14 protein-coding genes are annotated in these 16000 nt (G+C 43.6%); 4 read left to right on the top strand and 10 right to left on the bottom strand.

The genetic code is table 11. From position 1 onward, the window contains the following. Positions 1 to 16: 16 nt before the first annotated feature. The gene (nhaR, locus tag R7P64_RS19160) at positions 17 to 907 is read right to left on the bottom strand and encodes a transcriptional activator NhaR (protein ID WP_005381942.1); all 891 of its coding nucleotides are present in this window, start codon (positions 905 to 907) and stop codon (positions 17 to 19) included. Positions 908 to 1293: 386 nt separating this feature from the next. On the opposite strand from nhaR, the gene R7P64_RS19155 reads away from it, so the two are divergent. Then, positions 1294 to 2439 (top strand): Na/Pi symporter, encoded by a 1146-nt coding sequence (locus R7P64_RS19155; protein ID WP_222712340.1) that lies wholly within the window; start codon positions 1294 to 1296, stop codon positions 2437 to 2439. Positions 2440 to 2594: 155 nt separating this feature from the next. Next, positions 2595 to 3737, top strand: coding sequence for a flavohemoglobin expression-modulating QEGLA motif protein (locus R7P64_RS19150; RefSeq protein ID WP_053306894.1), 1143 nt, complete (start codon positions 2595 to 2597; stop codon positions 3735 to 3737). Positions 3738 to 3807: 70 nt separating this feature from the next. On the opposite strand, the gene R7P64_RS19145 is transcribed toward R7P64_RS19150, so the two are convergent. The 5 genes from R7P64_RS19145 to rppH all read right to left on the bottom strand — a co-directional run bounded on the left by R7P64_RS19145 (position 3808) and on the right by rppH (position 9146). Continuing rightward, complete coding sequence (locus R7P64_RS19145) at positions 3808 to 4659, bottom strand: thymidylate synthase (RefSeq protein WP_005381947.1); 852 nt, start codon at positions 4657 to 4659, stop codon at positions 3808 to 3810. A 9-nt stretch (positions 4660 to 4668) separates the two neighbouring features. Then, complete coding sequence (gene lgt / locus R7P64_RS19140) at positions 4669 to 5490, bottom strand: prolipoprotein diacylglyceryl transferase (RefSeq protein ID WP_005381948.1); 822 nt, start codon at positions 5488 to 5490, stop codon at positions 4669 to 4671. A gap of 87 nt (positions 5491 to 5577) precedes the next feature. Then, entirely contained in the window at positions 5578 to 6369 is a 792-nt protein-coding gene (locus R7P64_RS19135) for a sulfite exporter TauE/SafE family protein (protein ID WP_005385965.1), read from the bottom strand. A gap of 6 nt (positions 6370 to 6375) precedes the next feature. Then, the gene (ptsP, locus tag R7P64_RS19130; RefSeq protein WP_318123830.1) at positions 6376 to 8622 is read right to left on the bottom strand and encodes a phosphoenolpyruvate--protein phosphotransferase; all 2247 of its coding nucleotides are present in this window, start codon (positions 8620 to 8622) and stop codon (positions 6376 to 6378) included. A 2-nt stretch (positions 8623 to 8624) separates the two neighbouring features. Further along, complete coding sequence (rppH, locus tag R7P64_RS19125) at positions 8625 to 9146, bottom strand: RNA pyrophosphohydrolase (protein ID WP_005381953.1); 522 nt, start codon at positions 9144 to 9146, stop codon at positions 8625 to 8627. A gap of 619 nt (positions 9147 to 9765) precedes the next feature. Between rppH and mutH the strand changes: the two genes are divergently transcribed. After that, the gene (mutH, locus tag R7P64_RS19120) at positions 9766 to 10446 is read left to right on the top strand and encodes a DNA mismatch repair endonuclease MutH (RefSeq protein WP_017821501.1); all 681 of its coding nucleotides are present in this window, start codon (positions 9766 to 9768) and stop codon (positions 10444 to 10446) included. A gap of 15 nt (positions 10447 to 10461) precedes the next feature. Here mutH and R7P64_RS19115 read toward each other — a convergent pair whose 3' ends face one another. Continuing rightward, entirely contained in the window at positions 10462 to 10773 is a 312-nt protein-coding gene (locus tag R7P64_RS19115) for a DUF6482 family protein (protein WP_005381772.1), read from the bottom strand. Between the two features lie 154 nt (positions 10774 to 10927). Here R7P64_RS19115 and R7P64_RS19110 point away from each other — a divergent pair, with 154 nt between their 5' ends. Further along, positions 10928 to 11962 (top strand): NADP(H)-dependent aldo-keto reductase, encoded by a 1035-nt coding sequence (locus R7P64_RS19110; protein ID WP_005381774.1) that lies wholly within the window; start codon positions 10928 to 10930, stop codon positions 11960 to 11962. Positions 11963 to 12093: 131 nt separating this feature from the next. On the opposite strand, the gene R7P64_RS19105 is transcribed toward R7P64_RS19110, so the two are convergent. The 3 genes from R7P64_RS19105 to lysS all read right to left on the bottom strand — a co-directional run bounded on the left by R7P64_RS19105 (position 12094) and on the right by lysS (position 15970). Further along, complete coding sequence (locus R7P64_RS19105; protein WP_005381776.1) at positions 12094 to 12345, bottom strand: hypothetical protein; 252 nt, start codon at positions 12343 to 12345, stop codon at positions 12094 to 12096. 529 nt (positions 12346 to 12874) lie between these two features. Next, on the bottom strand, positions 12875 to 14209 hold the full coding sequence (gene vpsR, locus R7P64_RS19100; RefSeq protein ID WP_017635067.1) for a cyclic-di-GMP-binding transcriptional regulator VpsR: 1335 nt from the start codon (positions 14207 to 14209) through the stop codon (positions 12875 to 12877). Positions 14210 to 14452: 243 nt separating this feature from the next. Continuing rightward, the gene (gene lysS, locus R7P64_RS19095) at positions 14453 to 15970 is read right to left on the bottom strand and encodes a lysine--tRNA ligase (RefSeq protein WP_005382861.1); all 1518 of its coding nucleotides are present in this window, start codon (positions 15968 to 15970) and stop codon (positions 14453 to 14455) included. Between the last annotated feature and the right edge of the window lie 30 nt (positions 15971 to 16000).

The raw sequence follows: 16000 nt of genomic DNA, 5'->3' as shown, positions 1-16000 counted from the left end.
ACGCAACGATACGGGTTTACTCAAACATTTGACTGAAATCAGCATCACAAACATTTTTTACCGCGGGGTGTTGGATCATTCGTTCCGCAAAAATCACGTAGTACTCTTCTTTTAGCCCATCGACATGGCCAATTAGCTGTAAATTTCGGTCGTCTTCAATCTCCGACATGTATACGGTCGGTGCCAAGAAAATCACATCATCGTGGTACCGAGCAAAAGCTTTCATCAACGCAACATCATCAAACTCCCCCAGCACATTGGGTTGAAGGCCTTGACGATCAAACCATTGAATAACTTTACGCCCCATAGCCGTTCGGCTCGCGGGAATCAGAAGTTTTTTTTGTTCCAAGATCTCAGGGAATCGCACATTTTCAATTTCAGAAGAAGCAAAAAAGCTCATGCTACTTTCACCTAACTTTTTGCTATAAAGGCCAGGACTTTGAGTAGAATCAACGGGACAATCCGAAAGGATCATATCTAGCTTGTGCTGAGAAAGGCGTTCAAGTAGCAGTTCGTGGGTCGATTCATAACAGCGTAAATGAATACTGTTATCTTCCGGGACGGTCGTCATCAGTACTTTACTGACCAAGCGTTTAGATAATGCATCGGCTACACCAACTTCAAATAGAATGTTCGAGTGCTGGCTGTAATTGACGATATCTAACATCTCATAGCTCAAACCGAACATCCGGTCGGCGTACTTAAACACAAGCTGACCTAACTCAGTGGGCTCAACTGTACGACCATTGCGCTTGGTTAACTTTCCTTTCATGCGCTCTTCAAGCGCTTTAATCTGTCCTGTCACGGTTTGCGGTGTCAGGAAGAGCGCGTCAGCCGCCTTAGTTACAGAGCCCTGTTTGCACACCATCCAGAAATAATAGAGATGGTTGTAGTTTAGATGTGACATGATCGAGTCCCGAAAAGAAAGTGATACTTTTTATACCAAATGTGACAGAGACAAACAATAAACTCGACAAAACCATACAATACCTTACAAAAGCATAAGTTTTACCGAAAGTATAAAGTCAATACTGTCATAAAAGTTGAACTGATGCGCATTTTCTCTACAAAAAAAGCGCAAAAACCAAACAAAACGAAATCAAAATTTAACCATTAAAATCAATAGGTTAAAAATTAATTTTCTTCTTCTTTCACGCCATTATCAAAAAGAACAATAAAAATCTCTCACAGCAAGAAATTTGTAATATTACTGAAATATTTGTTCTCTAACATCGCCCGCAGATTCAACTACAGACCGAAAAATGAACTGAAAGGTCAACGGAGAAAATTATGATGAACCAAGCTACTTCAACAGTGGCACCAATTTCGAGCCCAGCTCGTTGGTTACGCTGGGCTAACTTGGCATTCATGTTATATCTGCTTCTTCTAGCAGTATCTATGGTTGGTAGTGGCTTTAAATGGGCAACTGGCGATCAAGCTAAGGTGCTATTTGAATTTGCCGCACACCCAGTTGCAGGTCTAATGATCGGCTTGGTGGCAACAGCCTTAATTCAGTCTTCAAGTACTGTAACGTCTATTATTGTAGGCTTGGTTGCAGGTGGCTTACCTGTAGAAACCGCTATCCCTATGGTGATGGGTGCTAACATTGGTACCACAGTGACCAATACGCTTGTGTCTCTTGGCCACGTGCGCTGTAAAGAAGAGTTCAAACGTGCATTTGCAAGTGCAACCATTCACGACTTCTTCAACTTGCTTGCTGTCGCTATTTTCCTTCCGTTGGAAATGATGTTCGGCATTTTAGAAAAAGTTTCTCACTGGCTTGTTTCTCCACTGCTTGCTACTGGTGATATGAGCATTAAAGGCTTCAACTTTATTAAACCAATTACAAAGCCAGTCGTAGGCGCAATTAAAGAGCCACTTTCTACCTTCGGTGATACTGTTGGCGGCGTCATGCTTATTGCTTTGGGTATTGCGACTATCTTCGTTGCAATCACAGTGATGGGTAAATTAATGAAGAGCCTAATGGTTGGTCGTGCACGTGAAATTTTGAAAAACGCCATCGGTCGTGGTCCTATTCACGGCATCGTATCAGGCTCAATCGTGACCGTTCTAGTACAATCTTCCTCAACCACGACAAGTTTAATGGTTCCGTTGGTTGGTACTGGCGTGTTGAAAGTACGAGATATCTACCCTTTCACTCTGGGTGCTAACATTGGTACTTGTATTACGGCACTACTAGCAGCGACAGCGGTATCTGGAGAGTTCGCAGTATTCGCACTACAAATCGCTCTAGTCCACTTAGTGTTTAACATCATGGCGACGCTGTTTATCTTTGGAATTCCATTCCTACGTGAGATTCCGGTTAAAGGCGCTGAGATGATTTCTGAAATGGCTATTAAGAATAAAGCAGTTGTTGGTGGTTACCTAATGTCAGTATTCGTTATTCTACCAGGTGCAATTCTAGCCCTAACAACGTAACAACGTAACAACAACGACATACCATCGCTTATTGTTTAGGCTCCACATCGTGGAGCCTTTTTTATGATAATTAAACTGTTCAAATCGATTGTCCGGTGATAATTTGAGCCACATCAGCATGCTTATGCTGAGCTATCTCATTTGGAGTCGACAACATGACGCAGCTTAATGACGCTATTTCTGATCAGCTACTCGCAATAGACGAAAACCTAACCCAACTGGTTGCTGATATTGATATCCTTAGTAGCGTGAATCCTCTTAATTATGCTCAAGAAAGAGAACGTTTCATTAAAAACAAATATTCTCAAGAGCCTAATTTTCAATATTCAATTACTAACGTAGATACCCACAGTGCAAAGCGACGTCTATATGAGCTACCTCTAGAAAACATTCAAGACACCCAACTGCAGAGGCTGTACGCGGATGTAATTCAGTCTTATGCAGATAAACTGGATCAAGTGAATACCATAGGCACGCAAGAGTTTCTTTATAACTCCTTACGCTATTATGGGGAACCGAGCGCCAAAGATATTGCCAACGCCCATTTCATATTGCACCTTCCTACAGAAGAAGAAAAAGAACCTCAGCACGATAGCCGTGCAATAGCACGTTTCATGCAAAATTTTGCTCAACGCAATGGGTATGAATGTGAAATACAGGTGTTGGACGGGATGTTAGCAAACGCACTAGTTTCAGGATCTCGAGTCAAAATTAACCACGCGGCGTACATCACCACTGATGAGCTGGAGGCTCTTGCACATCATGAAATGGGAGTACATCTCCTGACTACGCTTAACGGTCGTCAACAACCGCTAAAAGTCCTAAGCTTAGGTTGTCCTGCCAATACCAACACTCAAGAAGGGCTGGCTATATTATGTGAGTATCTGTCAGGACATTTCAGTATCAAGCGCCTAAGAACCTTAGCCTTACGAGTTCTGGCAGTAGAGTCGATGATCAAGGATCGCGATTTCCGCCATACGTTCATGCTATTAAAAGAACAGTATAAAGCTTCTGATCTTCAAGCATTTACAACGACTGCCCGAGTCTATCGAGGTGGAGGTTTAACGAAGGATTACTTGTATCTTAGAGGATTCCGAGAGGTGCTCAATGCCTATGATAAATTGGGCGATGACTTTTCACTATTGTTGTGCGGGAAAACGGAGCTGAAGTATTTTGAGCTTATCCGCTCATTAGTGAGTAAAGAAATATTCACTCAACCTAAGTTTATTAGCCCGGCACTGTCCACACCGATGCAGACCAACCCAATTCACCGTTATATTGTCAGTGCACTAAAATAATACCTTCTAAGTACAAAAAAGAAAAAAGCTCCATTCGGAGCTTTTTCTATATCTTGAAGAACGATACTCGTTACACTGAGAATGGGTAACGAATAGGATCGTGATGCTCGTACCCTTCAACCCAAAAGTCATCCAGTGTGACCCAAGTTTCCAAATCTTCTAGAGATTTAATCTCTGGGTTGATATGGAACGTCGGCGCTTTTAATGGCTCACGTTTCAACTGAACATCGCGCATCAGTTCAAGCTGGTCTTCATAAATGTGAGCATTCACAATCTTATGAAATGCCTGACCAGGTTTCTTGCCCGTAATTTGCGCCATAATCGCCAAGAACACGTAAACTTGAACCATATTGAAGTTTAAGCCAAGCGGTACATCACACGAACGCTGAGTACTATTCAGGTAAAGCGTATCATCCAGCAATGAAAAATGGTGACTGTACATACAAGGACGCAAGCACCCCATGTGGAACTCACCCGGGTTGTAGAAGTTCAAGATTTCACCGCGGTCATCAACGCCACGCGTTAAGTCATCCACTATCTTACGTAGCTGGTCAACATGACCACCATCAGGTTTCGCCCAGGCGCGCCCTTGAACTCCATAGACACGGCCCATGTCGTCTTCGCCTTTACGGTATGGGTTATTCAACCAGGCATCATTTAGGTTGGCATTGGCATCCCAGGTTTTCGTGCCCAGCTTACGAAAATCTTCCGCATTATCGTAACCACGAATGTACCCTAGTAGCTCTGCAACAGCTGCTTTCCAAAAACTTTTACGTGTGGTGACCAACGGAAATTGATTGTTCGCAACATCGTAGGTTAAATCCGCGTTGATTACGGTCAGGCAGCGCTTGCCTGTACGCTCATTTTCAACCCAAACACCTTGGTCAACGATGCGTTGACACAAATCTAAATACTGTTTCACACCAATACCTTACTTCGTCTTTTGTGGTAATTCGTCTTTGTAATGACCACGTTTGTATGCCCAAACCATCATGAGGACACCGATAACCACCATTGGCAGAGATAAAATCTGTCCCATGGAAATAAAGCCACCGAATAAACCCAAATGAGCGTCTGGTTCGCGCACGTATTCTACTAGGAAACGGAAGGTTCCGTAACCCGCAAGAAAGAGTCCTGAAACAGAACCTAGAGGACGAGGTTTCTTGATGAACCAATTCAAAATGAAGAAAAGGACGATGCCTTCAAGCGCCATTTCATAAAGCTGTGATGGATGACGTGGCAGTGGACCGCCATTTGGGAAAACGATCGCCCAAGGCACATCCGTTACTCGGCCCCACAACTCGCTGTTCATGAAGTTACCTAAACGCCCCATACCCAAACCAAATGGCACAAGCGGCGCGATAAAGTCAGCAACACCGAAGAAAGTTCGCCCGTTTTTGTGTGCATACCAGAACATCGCAGTAATCACACCCAGTAAGCCCCCGTGGAAAGACATACCACCGGTCCACACTTTAAATAGATACAAAGGGTCAGCCAGGAAGAGCTCAAAATTGTAGAAAAGCACGTAGCCTACACGGCCACCAATCACCACGCCAAGGAAGCCTGCGAACAACAAATCAGAAACCTGCTCTCGTGTCCAACCACTTCCAGGCTTATCTGCACGTCGGTTCGCTAACCATAGAGCAAACATAAAGCCCACAAGGTACATCAAACCGTACCAACGAACCGAAACAGGACCAATAGAGATTAAAACCGGATCAATATTGGGAAATTCAATATATCCCTGAGACATAAATCATTCTCTTCTTATCACAACAAAATAAATATACCCAAGTAACCTCTAGATGCTTGGTTCAGCGAGAATGACTTGGGTACAAACTTAGAGCAGCATGGTCGCTGCAACAAACATTAAGAACACCGCGAATATCTTTTTTAATACCGCAGTTGGAAGGTTAGTTGCCAGCTTCGCACCCACTTTTGTTGTGAGCATCGAGGCCATAGCAATCGCTAATAAAGCGGGAAGATAAACATAACCAATACTGTATGAAGGTAAGCCTTCGACTTTATAGCCATGTAAGATGAAGCCGATCATACCAGAAATAGCAATCACGCAACCACAAACGGAGGATGAACCCACCGCTTTACGCATCTCTATCCCGTGTTTATTTAGAAATGGTACCGACAGTGAGCCACCACCAATACCAGCAAGGCTTGATACGACACCAATTCCCGTGCCGTAAACTACAGTCACAGGGCTGCTCGGCATAGGTTTACTGCTCGTAACTTTAATGGAACGAAACATTTGTACTGACAGGCAAAGAACAATGACACCAAACACTTTCGGCAAATAGTGTGTAGGGATCCACTCAGCAATATTGGCACCAACAAAGCCACCAATGACCACACCAGGCATCAACCATTTTACGACAAACATATCGACATTGCCGAGCTTAAGGTGATTCATCGCCGATGAGCCAGACGTGACAATAATACTCGCTAACGAAGTGGCTAAGGCCATGTGCATACTCATTTCTGGAGAGATCCCAGCAAGAGGAAGCAAATACAACAAGGCAGGAACCACAATCAAACCACCACCGATACCGAGTAACCCCGCCATCACACCCACAAAAGCGCCTAGCGCCAACAATAACAAAAATAAAGAGACGGTCACGATTTCCTACTTTTTACCTGCACGGATAAAGCCCGCAAAGCCCTGTTGAATGAAGAAGTCATGCATCATTTGATGAATGTCCTCCCCATAGGATTTTGTCATTGCTTGCTCCGCTAATTTTTCTAATTCTTCTTGTTGACTATGACGAATCAAATATTTCACCTTAGCCACGTTGGAGGTGTTCATACTCAAACTGGTATACCCTAACCCAAGTAAGAGAAGAGCGCCAAATGGATCACCCGCTAGCTCACCACAAATACACACGGGCACCTGATATTTATCACACACCTCATGGATTTGCTTAAGCGCTAACAGTACCGCAGGATGCATAGATTCATAGACATCCGCTACGCGCGAATTGTTCCTATCTACCGCTAATAAATACTGAGTTAAATCGTTTGTCCCGACAGAAACAAAATCAACACGGTGAGCAATCGTTGGCAACAGATACACCATCGATGGTACTTCAATCATGACCCCAATTTGTGGGAACTGAATTCTATCATCAAGCAAAACGGCTTCGCTGTGAGCTTGATTAATCAAGCTAATGGCATCGTCTAGCTCTTTTACCCCTGAGACCATTGGCAATAAGATACTTAAGTTTCCGCTTTCTGCACTCGCTCTTAACATTGCACGCAGCTGGATCAAGAAAATGTCTGGATGATCCAATGTAAAACGAATGCCACGCCAGCCTAGAAACGGATTATCTTCTTCGATGGGCAAATACGGCAAAGGTTTGTCACCACCAATATCCAAAGTACGCATCACTACTCGTTGATTCGAATAGCTGTTAAGTATTGCTTGGTATTGATGATACTGCTCATCTTCCGAAGGAAAGTGATGCTGAAGTAAAAATGCAATCTCAGTTCGGTACAACCCAACACCATCAACACCTGTGTTGATGGCAATATTACTGTCTGCACTGAGTCCCGCATTCAGCATAATTTCGATATGGTGATTATCTTGCGTAACCGCAGGGAGTGCGAGGTCCTTGTTTACCATGGCAAACAATTCAGACTCTTCGCTTACTAAGCTGCGATACTCTCGCAACAACTGGCGGTTTGGCTCTAAGAAGATCTCACCCGTATAGCCGTCGACTATCCCGAGTTTGCCATTAACCACATCCGGATTAATGTTGGCGCCCATGACTGCAGGGACCCCAAGAGCTCGAGATAAAATGGCAGCGTGAGAGTTTGCGCCTCCCTCTAATGATACGACGGCTAACAAGAACTCTTTAGGTACAGAAGCGAGCAAGGTGGCAGTGAGTTCGTTCGCCACCAAAATAATGGGACGATCAATTGCAGAATTTTCTTGCTCACTGTTGTGCAGAAAATAGAGCAGCCTTTGCCCTAACTCTCGGATATCTTGCGCTCTTTCACGCATGTATACATCCGACATTCTGGCAAATCGATTCGAGTATGACTCTACAACTTGGCGTAACGCCCAGTCTGCCCTGTCTCCTTTTTCAATCTGCTTCTTCAAATCACCGCGAAGCATCGGATCATTCAGTAAGTGAGTAAACAGATCGAAGATCGCCAGCGCATCTTTGTTGATTTCACTGTCCAGTTTTTTCCGCATGCGGCGAAAGTCATTTAACGCTCGCTCTATGGCCACCAGTAGTGTCTCGTGCTCGCGTTCCTTATCTAACGTGGACGAAGGGAAAATATCCGATAAACTCGGCTGGGTATTGTCGAACCAAAACTCTCCAATCGCGACACCAGTAGACGCAGGCAAACCTTTTAATACCGTGGGTTTAGATGCTAACTGCCAATGCCCAAGATTCTGCGCATGTGCAATGAGCACCGCTAACTGAGCGGATAAGGTAACAAGAAACGATTCTTCCATTTCACTAAACAAGCGCGGCGTTTTTTGTTGGATCACCAACACACCTAAAACTTGTTTACGATGAATGATTGGAGTAGCTAAAAAAGAGTGGTAAATCTGTTCGCCGAGTTGAGGAAAGAATTTGAACTCGGGGTGTTTTGAGGCTTCGGCAAGGTTAAGGGGTTCAGCGCTTCGTTTTACCAACCCAACCAAGCCTTCATTGAAGTTGATATGAATACTATCACCTTCAAAAATAAGGCCTTGAGTTGCCATTAACTCAAGGCGCTGCATTTCTTCATTAGCAAGATAGATAGTACAGCACTCAGTACTAAGGGCAGCACAAGTCTCTTTCACCAATATATCGAGTGCCAGATGCACATCATCGACCCTGGAGACTTTCTCAACTATTTCCCTTAGCTGACTGAGCATGATTATCCTCTACGTTGCTTTTTTCTTTTCCCTTTCGCTTTTCTCTCTCGAAAAGGCATGGCTAAGGATGCAAATTCTTTCATCGCTCGTCGATAAACATCTCGCTTGAAAGAAACAACTTGCCTAACTGGATACCAGTAACTTACCCAGCGCCAACCATCAAATTCAGGGGATTTTCCGCGTTGCATATTAATGCGAGACTCATCGCATTCTAATCTCAGCAGAAACCATTTCTGTTTTTGGCCGATACAAACAGGCTTGGAGTCCCAACGCACCAATCGCTTTGGTAGCTTATATCTTAACCAATGACGACTTGTTGCAATGATCTTAACGTCTTTTTTCGTTAAACCGACTTCTTCGTATAACTCCCTGAACATGGCTTGTTCAGGGGTTTCACCTTCGTCAATCCCACCTTGTGGAAATTGCCATGAGTGTTGCCCGTATCGTTTAGCCCAGAAGACCTGACCATGGTTATTACATATCACAATACCAACATTAAGTCGGTAACCATCGCCATCTATCACTGGCTAACCTCTATGAATAAATTTTTTATTACCGTGATTTTTCCACATATCCCCATTACTAGCAAACTTACTGATGTGATATGAGCAAGATTTATTACCTTTTCAGCATTTTTGGATATCTTTTAATCAAACCATACCTTATCAACACAAGAGTGAGACATTGCCCACATTTATTCACCTTTTCTGTGAATAACTTTGTGAAGAATTCAATTCAAATGAGTAATTCAGTTCAATCCCATCAAATGAAAAACAAATGAATAAACAAAAAAACAAACATAATACATTGATAAAAAAGTATTTATTTTTAAAAATAACGATAATTCGATCTTCAATTTCTTGATGATCTTTTCACCAAACTCAGATCGGTCAAAGATCCACCAACAGGCTATTTATCCACACTTACCTGCTATTCGTTTAGATGATTACAACAAAATCAACCCCAAAAATGCATTTTAACCCCTGTTTATTCATACAGACCTCGTCAGGATCTTATCAATACCTCCTCCACCTGTGGATAAGTTATGAATTGATCGTTCTTACACCGCCTCGGTGAAATCTTAAACAGTAGATTTGGTCGGAGTTTGATAAACTATATTTTTTGTAATACCACCTTGTAACTATGAAACCAGAACCACAAACAGAAGCAGAGCTATTGGAACGAGCGCATGATATGGCAGGACTCAGTTTTGCTGAGTTGGCCGCCGAGGCGAATATGATTGTTCCTGAAAACTTAAAACGTGATAAAGGTTGGGTGGGTCAATTACTCGAATGGCACTTGGGCGCTCCAGCTGGCAGTAAACCTCAACAAGATTTCGCAAAACTAGGGATCGAGTTGAAAAGTATTCCGATCAGTTACTCTGGCAAACCTTTAGAAACAACCTTTGTTTCTGTGGCCCCCCTCACTGGTGTTCATGGTCTTACATGGGAAACAAGTCATGTTCGAAACAAGCTATCTCGTGTGCTTTGGGTACCCGTAGAAGGAGAACGAGAAATCCCACTCGCTGAAAGACGTGTGGGCAGTCCACTCATTTGGTCACCAGATGAAGAAGAAGAACGGATTTTGCGAAATGACTGGGAAGAGTTAATGGAGATGATCGTCTTGGGAAGATTTGATCAAATTTCCGCCAGACACGGAGAAGCGCTGCATCTTCGCCCTAAAGCCGCAAATGCAAAAGCGCTCACCGAAGCATATAACTCAAATGGTAAGCCGATGAAAACTCTGCCCCGAGGCTTTTACCTTAGAACACAGTTTACTGAACAGATCTTACTCAAGCACTACATTAACACTCAACCAGAATAAAACCATATCAGCTACTTAGTGCGTCACGAGCGATAACTCAATATCGCAGTACGAGGCTGCCTCTTCAGTGCCACATTCGTCATACGCATTGCGCAGCCTTAAATACGCTTTATCGACCCCTAGCCTCAATAGTTCTTCTTTTACTAAGTCTAGAGAGCCAAAATGTATCGGGTCTTCACCGTCTTTAATCGGCTCAAGTTGATGCTTGTACTCCACAGCTAAAAGATAGTCAGAGACATCAGAACACCCAATCACAAATACTTTGGGAGTTTTATAAGTATCTTTATGTGGACCATGTAGCCACATGTCCAATTGATGCTTCTGCATAACATACCTCCTTCACACGATTATTTAAGTGTAGTTAGGCTAACTGTAGCTTTCGAGTTTGCTCTCCCTTTATACGTAAATCATTTGCGATTGCGGCTAAAAATCCCCTATATTGGAATCACTTATTTAGTCGGTAACTCTTCAAGGACGTGATATGCAATACACAAAACTACCGCACTCATCACTTGAGATCAGTAAAATCTGCCTCGGCACTATGACGTTTGGCGAGCAAAACACAGAAAAGGACGCCTTTGAACAGCTCGACTTTGCCCTCGATCATGGGGTGAACTTCATCGATACCGCTGAGATGTACCCTGTACCGCCAAACTCGGAAACACAAGGGCTTACCGAGCAATACATCGGTAATTGGTTGGCAAAAAGCGGCAAAAGAGAAAAAGTAGTACTGGCAACAAAAGTGGCAGGCCCTCGCAATGTTCCTCACATTAGAGACAACATGAGCCTTAATCGTCGCCACATCCATACAGCGATTGATGACAGCCTTAATCGTCTACAAACCGATTATGTCGATTTGTACCAACTACATTGGCCGCAGCGTCAAACCAACTGCTTTGGTCAACTCAACTACCCATACCCTGACAAACAAGAAGAAGTCACGTTAATTGAAACGTTGGAAGCGCTTACTGAATTAGTGAATGCAGGTAAAGTGCGCTATATCGGCGTATCCAACGAGACGCCGTGGGGTGTAATGTCGCTACTGCGTTTGGCAGAAAAACACGATTTGCCAAGAATTGTCTCCATTCAAAACCCATATAACTTATTGAACCGCAGCTTCGAAGTTGGCTTGTCTGAAATCAGCCATTACGAAGGCGTTCAGTTACTTGCCTACTCTCCTTTGGCATTTGGCTGCCTGAGTGGTAAATACCTAAACGGGGCAAAACCTGAAGGCGCTCGATGCACTAAGTGGGAGCGTTTTGCGCGCTACTTCACTCCGCAAGGTGTTAAAGCGACCGAAGCTTACGTCAATTTAGCTCAAGAGCATGGTCTAAACCCTGCACAAATGGCGCTCGCGTTTGTCAATCAGCGTCCATTTGTTGCTTCTAACATTATCGGAGCAACAAACCTAGACCAATTAAAGGCCAATATCGACAGTATTGATTTGCAACTTAGCGACGAACTACTTACTGAAATTCAAGCAATAGGTACAACTTACTCGAATCCTTGCCCTTAACGGTACCACCTTCAAACGAAAACAGCTGATCTTCAAGATCAGCTGTTTATCAAATGAAGTATGACTTCATATCGCACGTTAAGCGTGTTGACTGACTCGTTAGCAACTCTGCCAGTCCAACACGCTAACGATTACGTCATTATTCGCGACGTTAAAACTCGACGAAGGTGACGAACTCGACGTTCAACTTTTACTGCATCCGGAACATTGGCACGTGTAGAACGACCATCGCGATCTAAACCAATATCTCTCAATAGATGAACATTCGTCCATGGAATATCATGAGCAGTTCGGCGTATGGTGCGCTGCCATTGCTTTTCTTCGCGTTTAAGGTCTGCTTTCAATAGCAAAGTGGCCAATTGTAGGTAAATAGAGTGACGCATAATATTTTCTCCGATTATCGATGTATTCGACTGGGAAAAATAGTGCGTAAAATGAACAGAAATATTCTGTTGATACTAAGCCGCTACTTTTCCGCAGCCTAGTAATAAATATGATAGGTTACGGATTAATTTTTATCTTGTGAGCCAGTGGTATTGGTATCATCCGATTTAAGGGTTATCGGAGCGATAGGCATACGATCAGCGCAAGCAGTGGTGTTAACAACGTAATGTTTCATCTTGCGCCTCCTAGCTAAAAATTAATCCGTTTATGAAAGGTATAACTCACTGAGTTACGGTTAAATTGTAAGCTTTGATGAATATATATCAAACATTTTTTGCCTTTTTGATTAAAAACAAATCAATACACCGCAATTTAGTTTCATATACTTTTATGTATAACATATTCACCTGAGGAATATATAAATTTGCGGATTTTATAAATCAAACCAAACAAAAAATAAAAAGAGCGGCTCTGTGGCCACTCTCTTTTATTGTATTTATTCGCCTATTTGACACAGGGAAAGGCCAACTACATGGCTTGTTCGGAAATCAAGTTATGTTTATTAAGTAGTCGATACATGGTTGCACGCGAAACTCCGAGCTCTTTCGCCGCATTTGAAACTTGACCAGAATGAGATTCCAAAACAACCAGCAACGCATCACGTTCACTCTTCTCACGGATTGATTTCAAGCTGCGCTTTGAGTCATTACGTTGAGGTAAATCTAAGTGATGCTCTTCAATCATTACGCTGTCGGACATTAATACCGCTCGCTTCACTTGGTTCATCAGCTCACGCACATTTCCAGGCCAGAAATAACGTGTCAGTGCCTTGAATGCATCCTCAGAAAAGCTTTTTGCTTGCGAGTTGTACTCTTTTGAGAACTCTTGTAAGTAGAAACGAGCCAGCAATGCGATGTCACTCGCACGTTCTTTCAAGCTAGGGACATTGATGCGCAGAACGTTGATGTAATGGTAAAGCTCTTCATTGAAGTCACCGTCAATCAAAGCTTTTTCAACATCTGACGAGTTAGCAGCAAGAATACGCACGTTAACCGCTTTTACGCCATCTTTGGTATCAATGGTGCCTTCTTGCAAGAATCTCAGCAGATTCATTTGCTGCTCTTTTGAAATGGTAAGAATGTCGTTAAACAACACGGTGCCGCCATCTGCTTGTTCAAGCAGGCATGCTTCCATATCTTCATCGGCGTTAATACCAAATACTTCAGCTTGGAAACGTTGTTCATTGAGTGCGCGACAGTTAATTGCCATAAACGGTTTATGAGAGCGTGAAGAGACTTTATGGATGGCCCTAGCAACCGCCTCTTTACCAGTCCCACTTTCCCCAGAAATCAGAATACTGACGTCTGTTGGACCAATGCGCTTCACTTGATCGCGTAAACGTTTCATCGGGATAGATTCACCGATCAAACCCATATCTAAACTGCTACCAAAACTAGGCCAAACTTTTTTCTCCAACTTAAGCATGCCAAGCTGGTGACCTATTGTGCTTAATAACTGTGCATCTGGGATCGGCGCTGTGAAAAAATCGATACAAAAGTTAACAATGAACTGGCATATGGTGTCAGTGCCAAGCTGAGATTCACGAATAAACGCTAACCAACGTACGTGTTTGTGAGAGCTGACTAAGTTCGCCAAACCATTCAAGCTGAACTCGTCATGGCTGAGATCAACAATACCGATACATGGACCAATATCTTCTAACAGCGTATTAGCTTTGCGTAAGTCACCTACTTGGTGACACTTCCAGCCCACTTGCTCCAGTACCGATAACCAAGGCTCATAAGTACCGCCAACTACCACAAGCGATCCCGGGATGGAATCCATCTTAAACTGCCCAGCCATTCTCTAACCCTTTTTCATTGTTAATAGAAATTTTGTGCCACAAACTTATCTTTGCGAGCGGGTAACATTATCGAGACTCCGCCCCCTCACGTCTGTCTCAGTATTAAGACTATGCAATAGATTGAGATTTGGCGAATGTTTATTTGCATATCCCATTAAAAGGCAAGTGCAACAACTTGAATTACCTTAACTAAAAGGCAAAAAAAAACCACCCGAAGGTGGTTTTTTACTCATCCTATCGAATTACGCTTGCGGGCGCATTGCAGGGAATAGGATCACGTCACGGATAGTGTGCGTGTTAGTCAGTAGCATAACCAAACGGTCGATACCGATACCTTGGCCTGCTGTTGGCGGTAGGCCGTGCTCTAGAGCAGTGATGTAGTCTGCATCGTAGAACATTGCTTCGTCGTCACCAGACTCTTTCGCTTCAACCTGTGCTTTAAAGCGTGCATCTTGGTCTTCAGCATCGTTAAGCTCTGAGAAACCGTTCGCTACTTCACGGCCACCGATAAAGAACTCAAAGCGGTCTGTAAAGAACGGGTTATCGTCGCTACGACGAGCCAACGGAGAAATATCTGCTGGGTAACCAGTGATGAACGTAGGCTGCATTAGCTTAGGTTCTGCTGTTTCACCAAAGATCTCTTCAAGAAGCTGACCACATGTCCAGAAAGGTTCTACTTCAACGTGAACAGATTTCGCGATAGAAACCATTAGATCACGGTTTTGTAGGTCTTCTTCTGTTAGCGCTTGGATTTGCGCGTGGTCTGGGTTGTAGTGCTTGATTGCTTCGAACATGCTCATACGAGTGTAAGTACCACCAAACTCAACCGTTTCATCACCGTAAGGCATTGACGTTGAACCTAGAACTTCTTGCGCCACTGAGCTTAGTAGTTCTTCAGTTAGGTCCATCAGATCTTTGTAGTCTGCGTACGCCATGTAGAATTCCATCATTGTGAATTCTGGGTTGTGGCGTGGAGAAAGGCCTTCGTTACGGAAGTTACGGTTGATTTCGAATACGCGATCAAAACCACCAACAACTAGACGCTTCAGGTATAGCTCTGGCGCGATACGTAGGTACATTGGCATGTCTAGTGCGTTGTGGTGCGTGATGAATGGACGCGCACTCGCACCGCCAGGGATAACGTGCATCATTGGCGTTTCAACTTCCATGAACTGCTTAGAGATCATGAAGTTGCGGATTGCAGACATTACTTTAGAACGTACTACGAACGCTTGACGAGAGTCTTCGTTAACGATCAGATCAACGTAACGTTGGCGGTAACGCATCTCTTGGTCAGTTAGACCGTGGAACTTTTCTGGAAGTGGACGTAGTGCTTTGGTTAGCAACTCGTACTCTTCCATGTTCACGTATAGGTCACCTTTACCAGACTTATGAAGTGCACCTTTAACACCGATGATGTCACCGATATCTAGACCTTGGTATTTTTCTTTAAGTACTTTTTGAACCGCTTTGTCAGCGTAAGCTTGGATACGGCCAGAAGTTTCTTGAATTACCAAGAATGGACCACGTTTAGCCATGATACGGCCAGCGATTGCTACTACGTGGTTAAGCTCTTCTAGCTCTTCCTTCGTCTTTTCACCGAACTCTTTCTGAAGGTCGCCCGCTAGTGCGTCACGACGGAAGTCGTTTGGATGGCCGTTCGCTTTGCAGCTCTTTCGGATTGCATCCAGTTTAGCGCGGCGTTCAGCAATCAGCTTATTTTCTTCTAGTACAGTTTCGTTTTGAACAGCATCAGTCATTTTCGATGTATCCTGTTTTTGTCGGTGAAA

Origin of the sequence: Vibrio sp. 2304 (genome assembly GCF_033339475.1) — a bacterium.
In the GTDB taxonomy this organism is placed as follows: domain Bacteria; phylum Pseudomonadota; class Gammaproteobacteria; order Enterobacterales; family Vibrionaceae; genus Vibrio; species Vibrio alginolyticus.
This window is presented reverse-complemented; position numbering and strand designations above follow the sequence as displayed.

What these genes read in the sequence shown, in the direction of transcription:
- mutH (WP_017821501.1), top strand. Translation starts at nt 9,766, where the DNA reads ATGAAACCAGAACCACAAACAGAAGCAGAGCTATTGGAACGAGCGCAT.
- lgt (WP_005381948.1), bottom strand. Translation starts at nt 5,490, where the DNA reads ATGTCTCAGGGATATATTGAATTTCCCAATATTGATCCGGTTTTAATC.
- R7P64_RS19115 (WP_005381772.1), bottom strand. Translation starts at nt 10,773, where the DNA reads ATGCAGAAGCATCAATTGGACATGTGGCTACATGGTCCACATAAAGAT.
- ptsP (WP_318123830.1), bottom strand. Translation starts at nt 8,622, where the DNA reads ATGCTCAGTCAGCTAAGGGAAATAGTTGAGAAAGTCTCCAGGGTCGAT.
- R7P64_RS19105 (WP_005381776.1), bottom strand. Translation starts at nt 12,345, where the DNA reads ATGCGTCACTCTATTTACCTACAATTGGCCACTTTGCTATTGAAAGCA.
- R7P64_RS19155 (WP_222712340.1), top strand. Translation starts at nt 1,294, where the DNA reads ATGAACCAAGCTACTTCAACAGTGGCACCAATTTCGAGCCCAGCTCGT.
- R7P64_RS19150 (WP_053306894.1), top strand. Translation starts at nt 2,595, where the DNA reads ATGACGCAGCTTAATGACGCTATTTCTGATCAGCTACTCGCAATAGAC.
- nhaR (WP_005381942.1), bottom strand. Translation starts at nt 907, where the DNA reads ATGTCACATCTAAACTACAACCATCTCTATTATTTCTGGATGGTGTGC.
- vpsR (WP_017635067.1), bottom strand. Translation starts at nt 14,209, where the DNA reads ATGGCTGGGCAGTTTAAGATGGATTCCATCCCGGGATCGCTTGTGGTA.
- lysS (WP_005382861.1), bottom strand. Translation starts at nt 15,970, where the DNA reads ATGACTGATGCTGTTCAAAACGAAACTGTACTAGAAGAAAATAAGCTG.
- R7P64_RS19110 (WP_005381774.1), top strand. Translation starts at nt 10,928, where the DNA reads ATGCAATACACAAAACTACCGCACTCATCACTTGAGATCAGTAAAATC.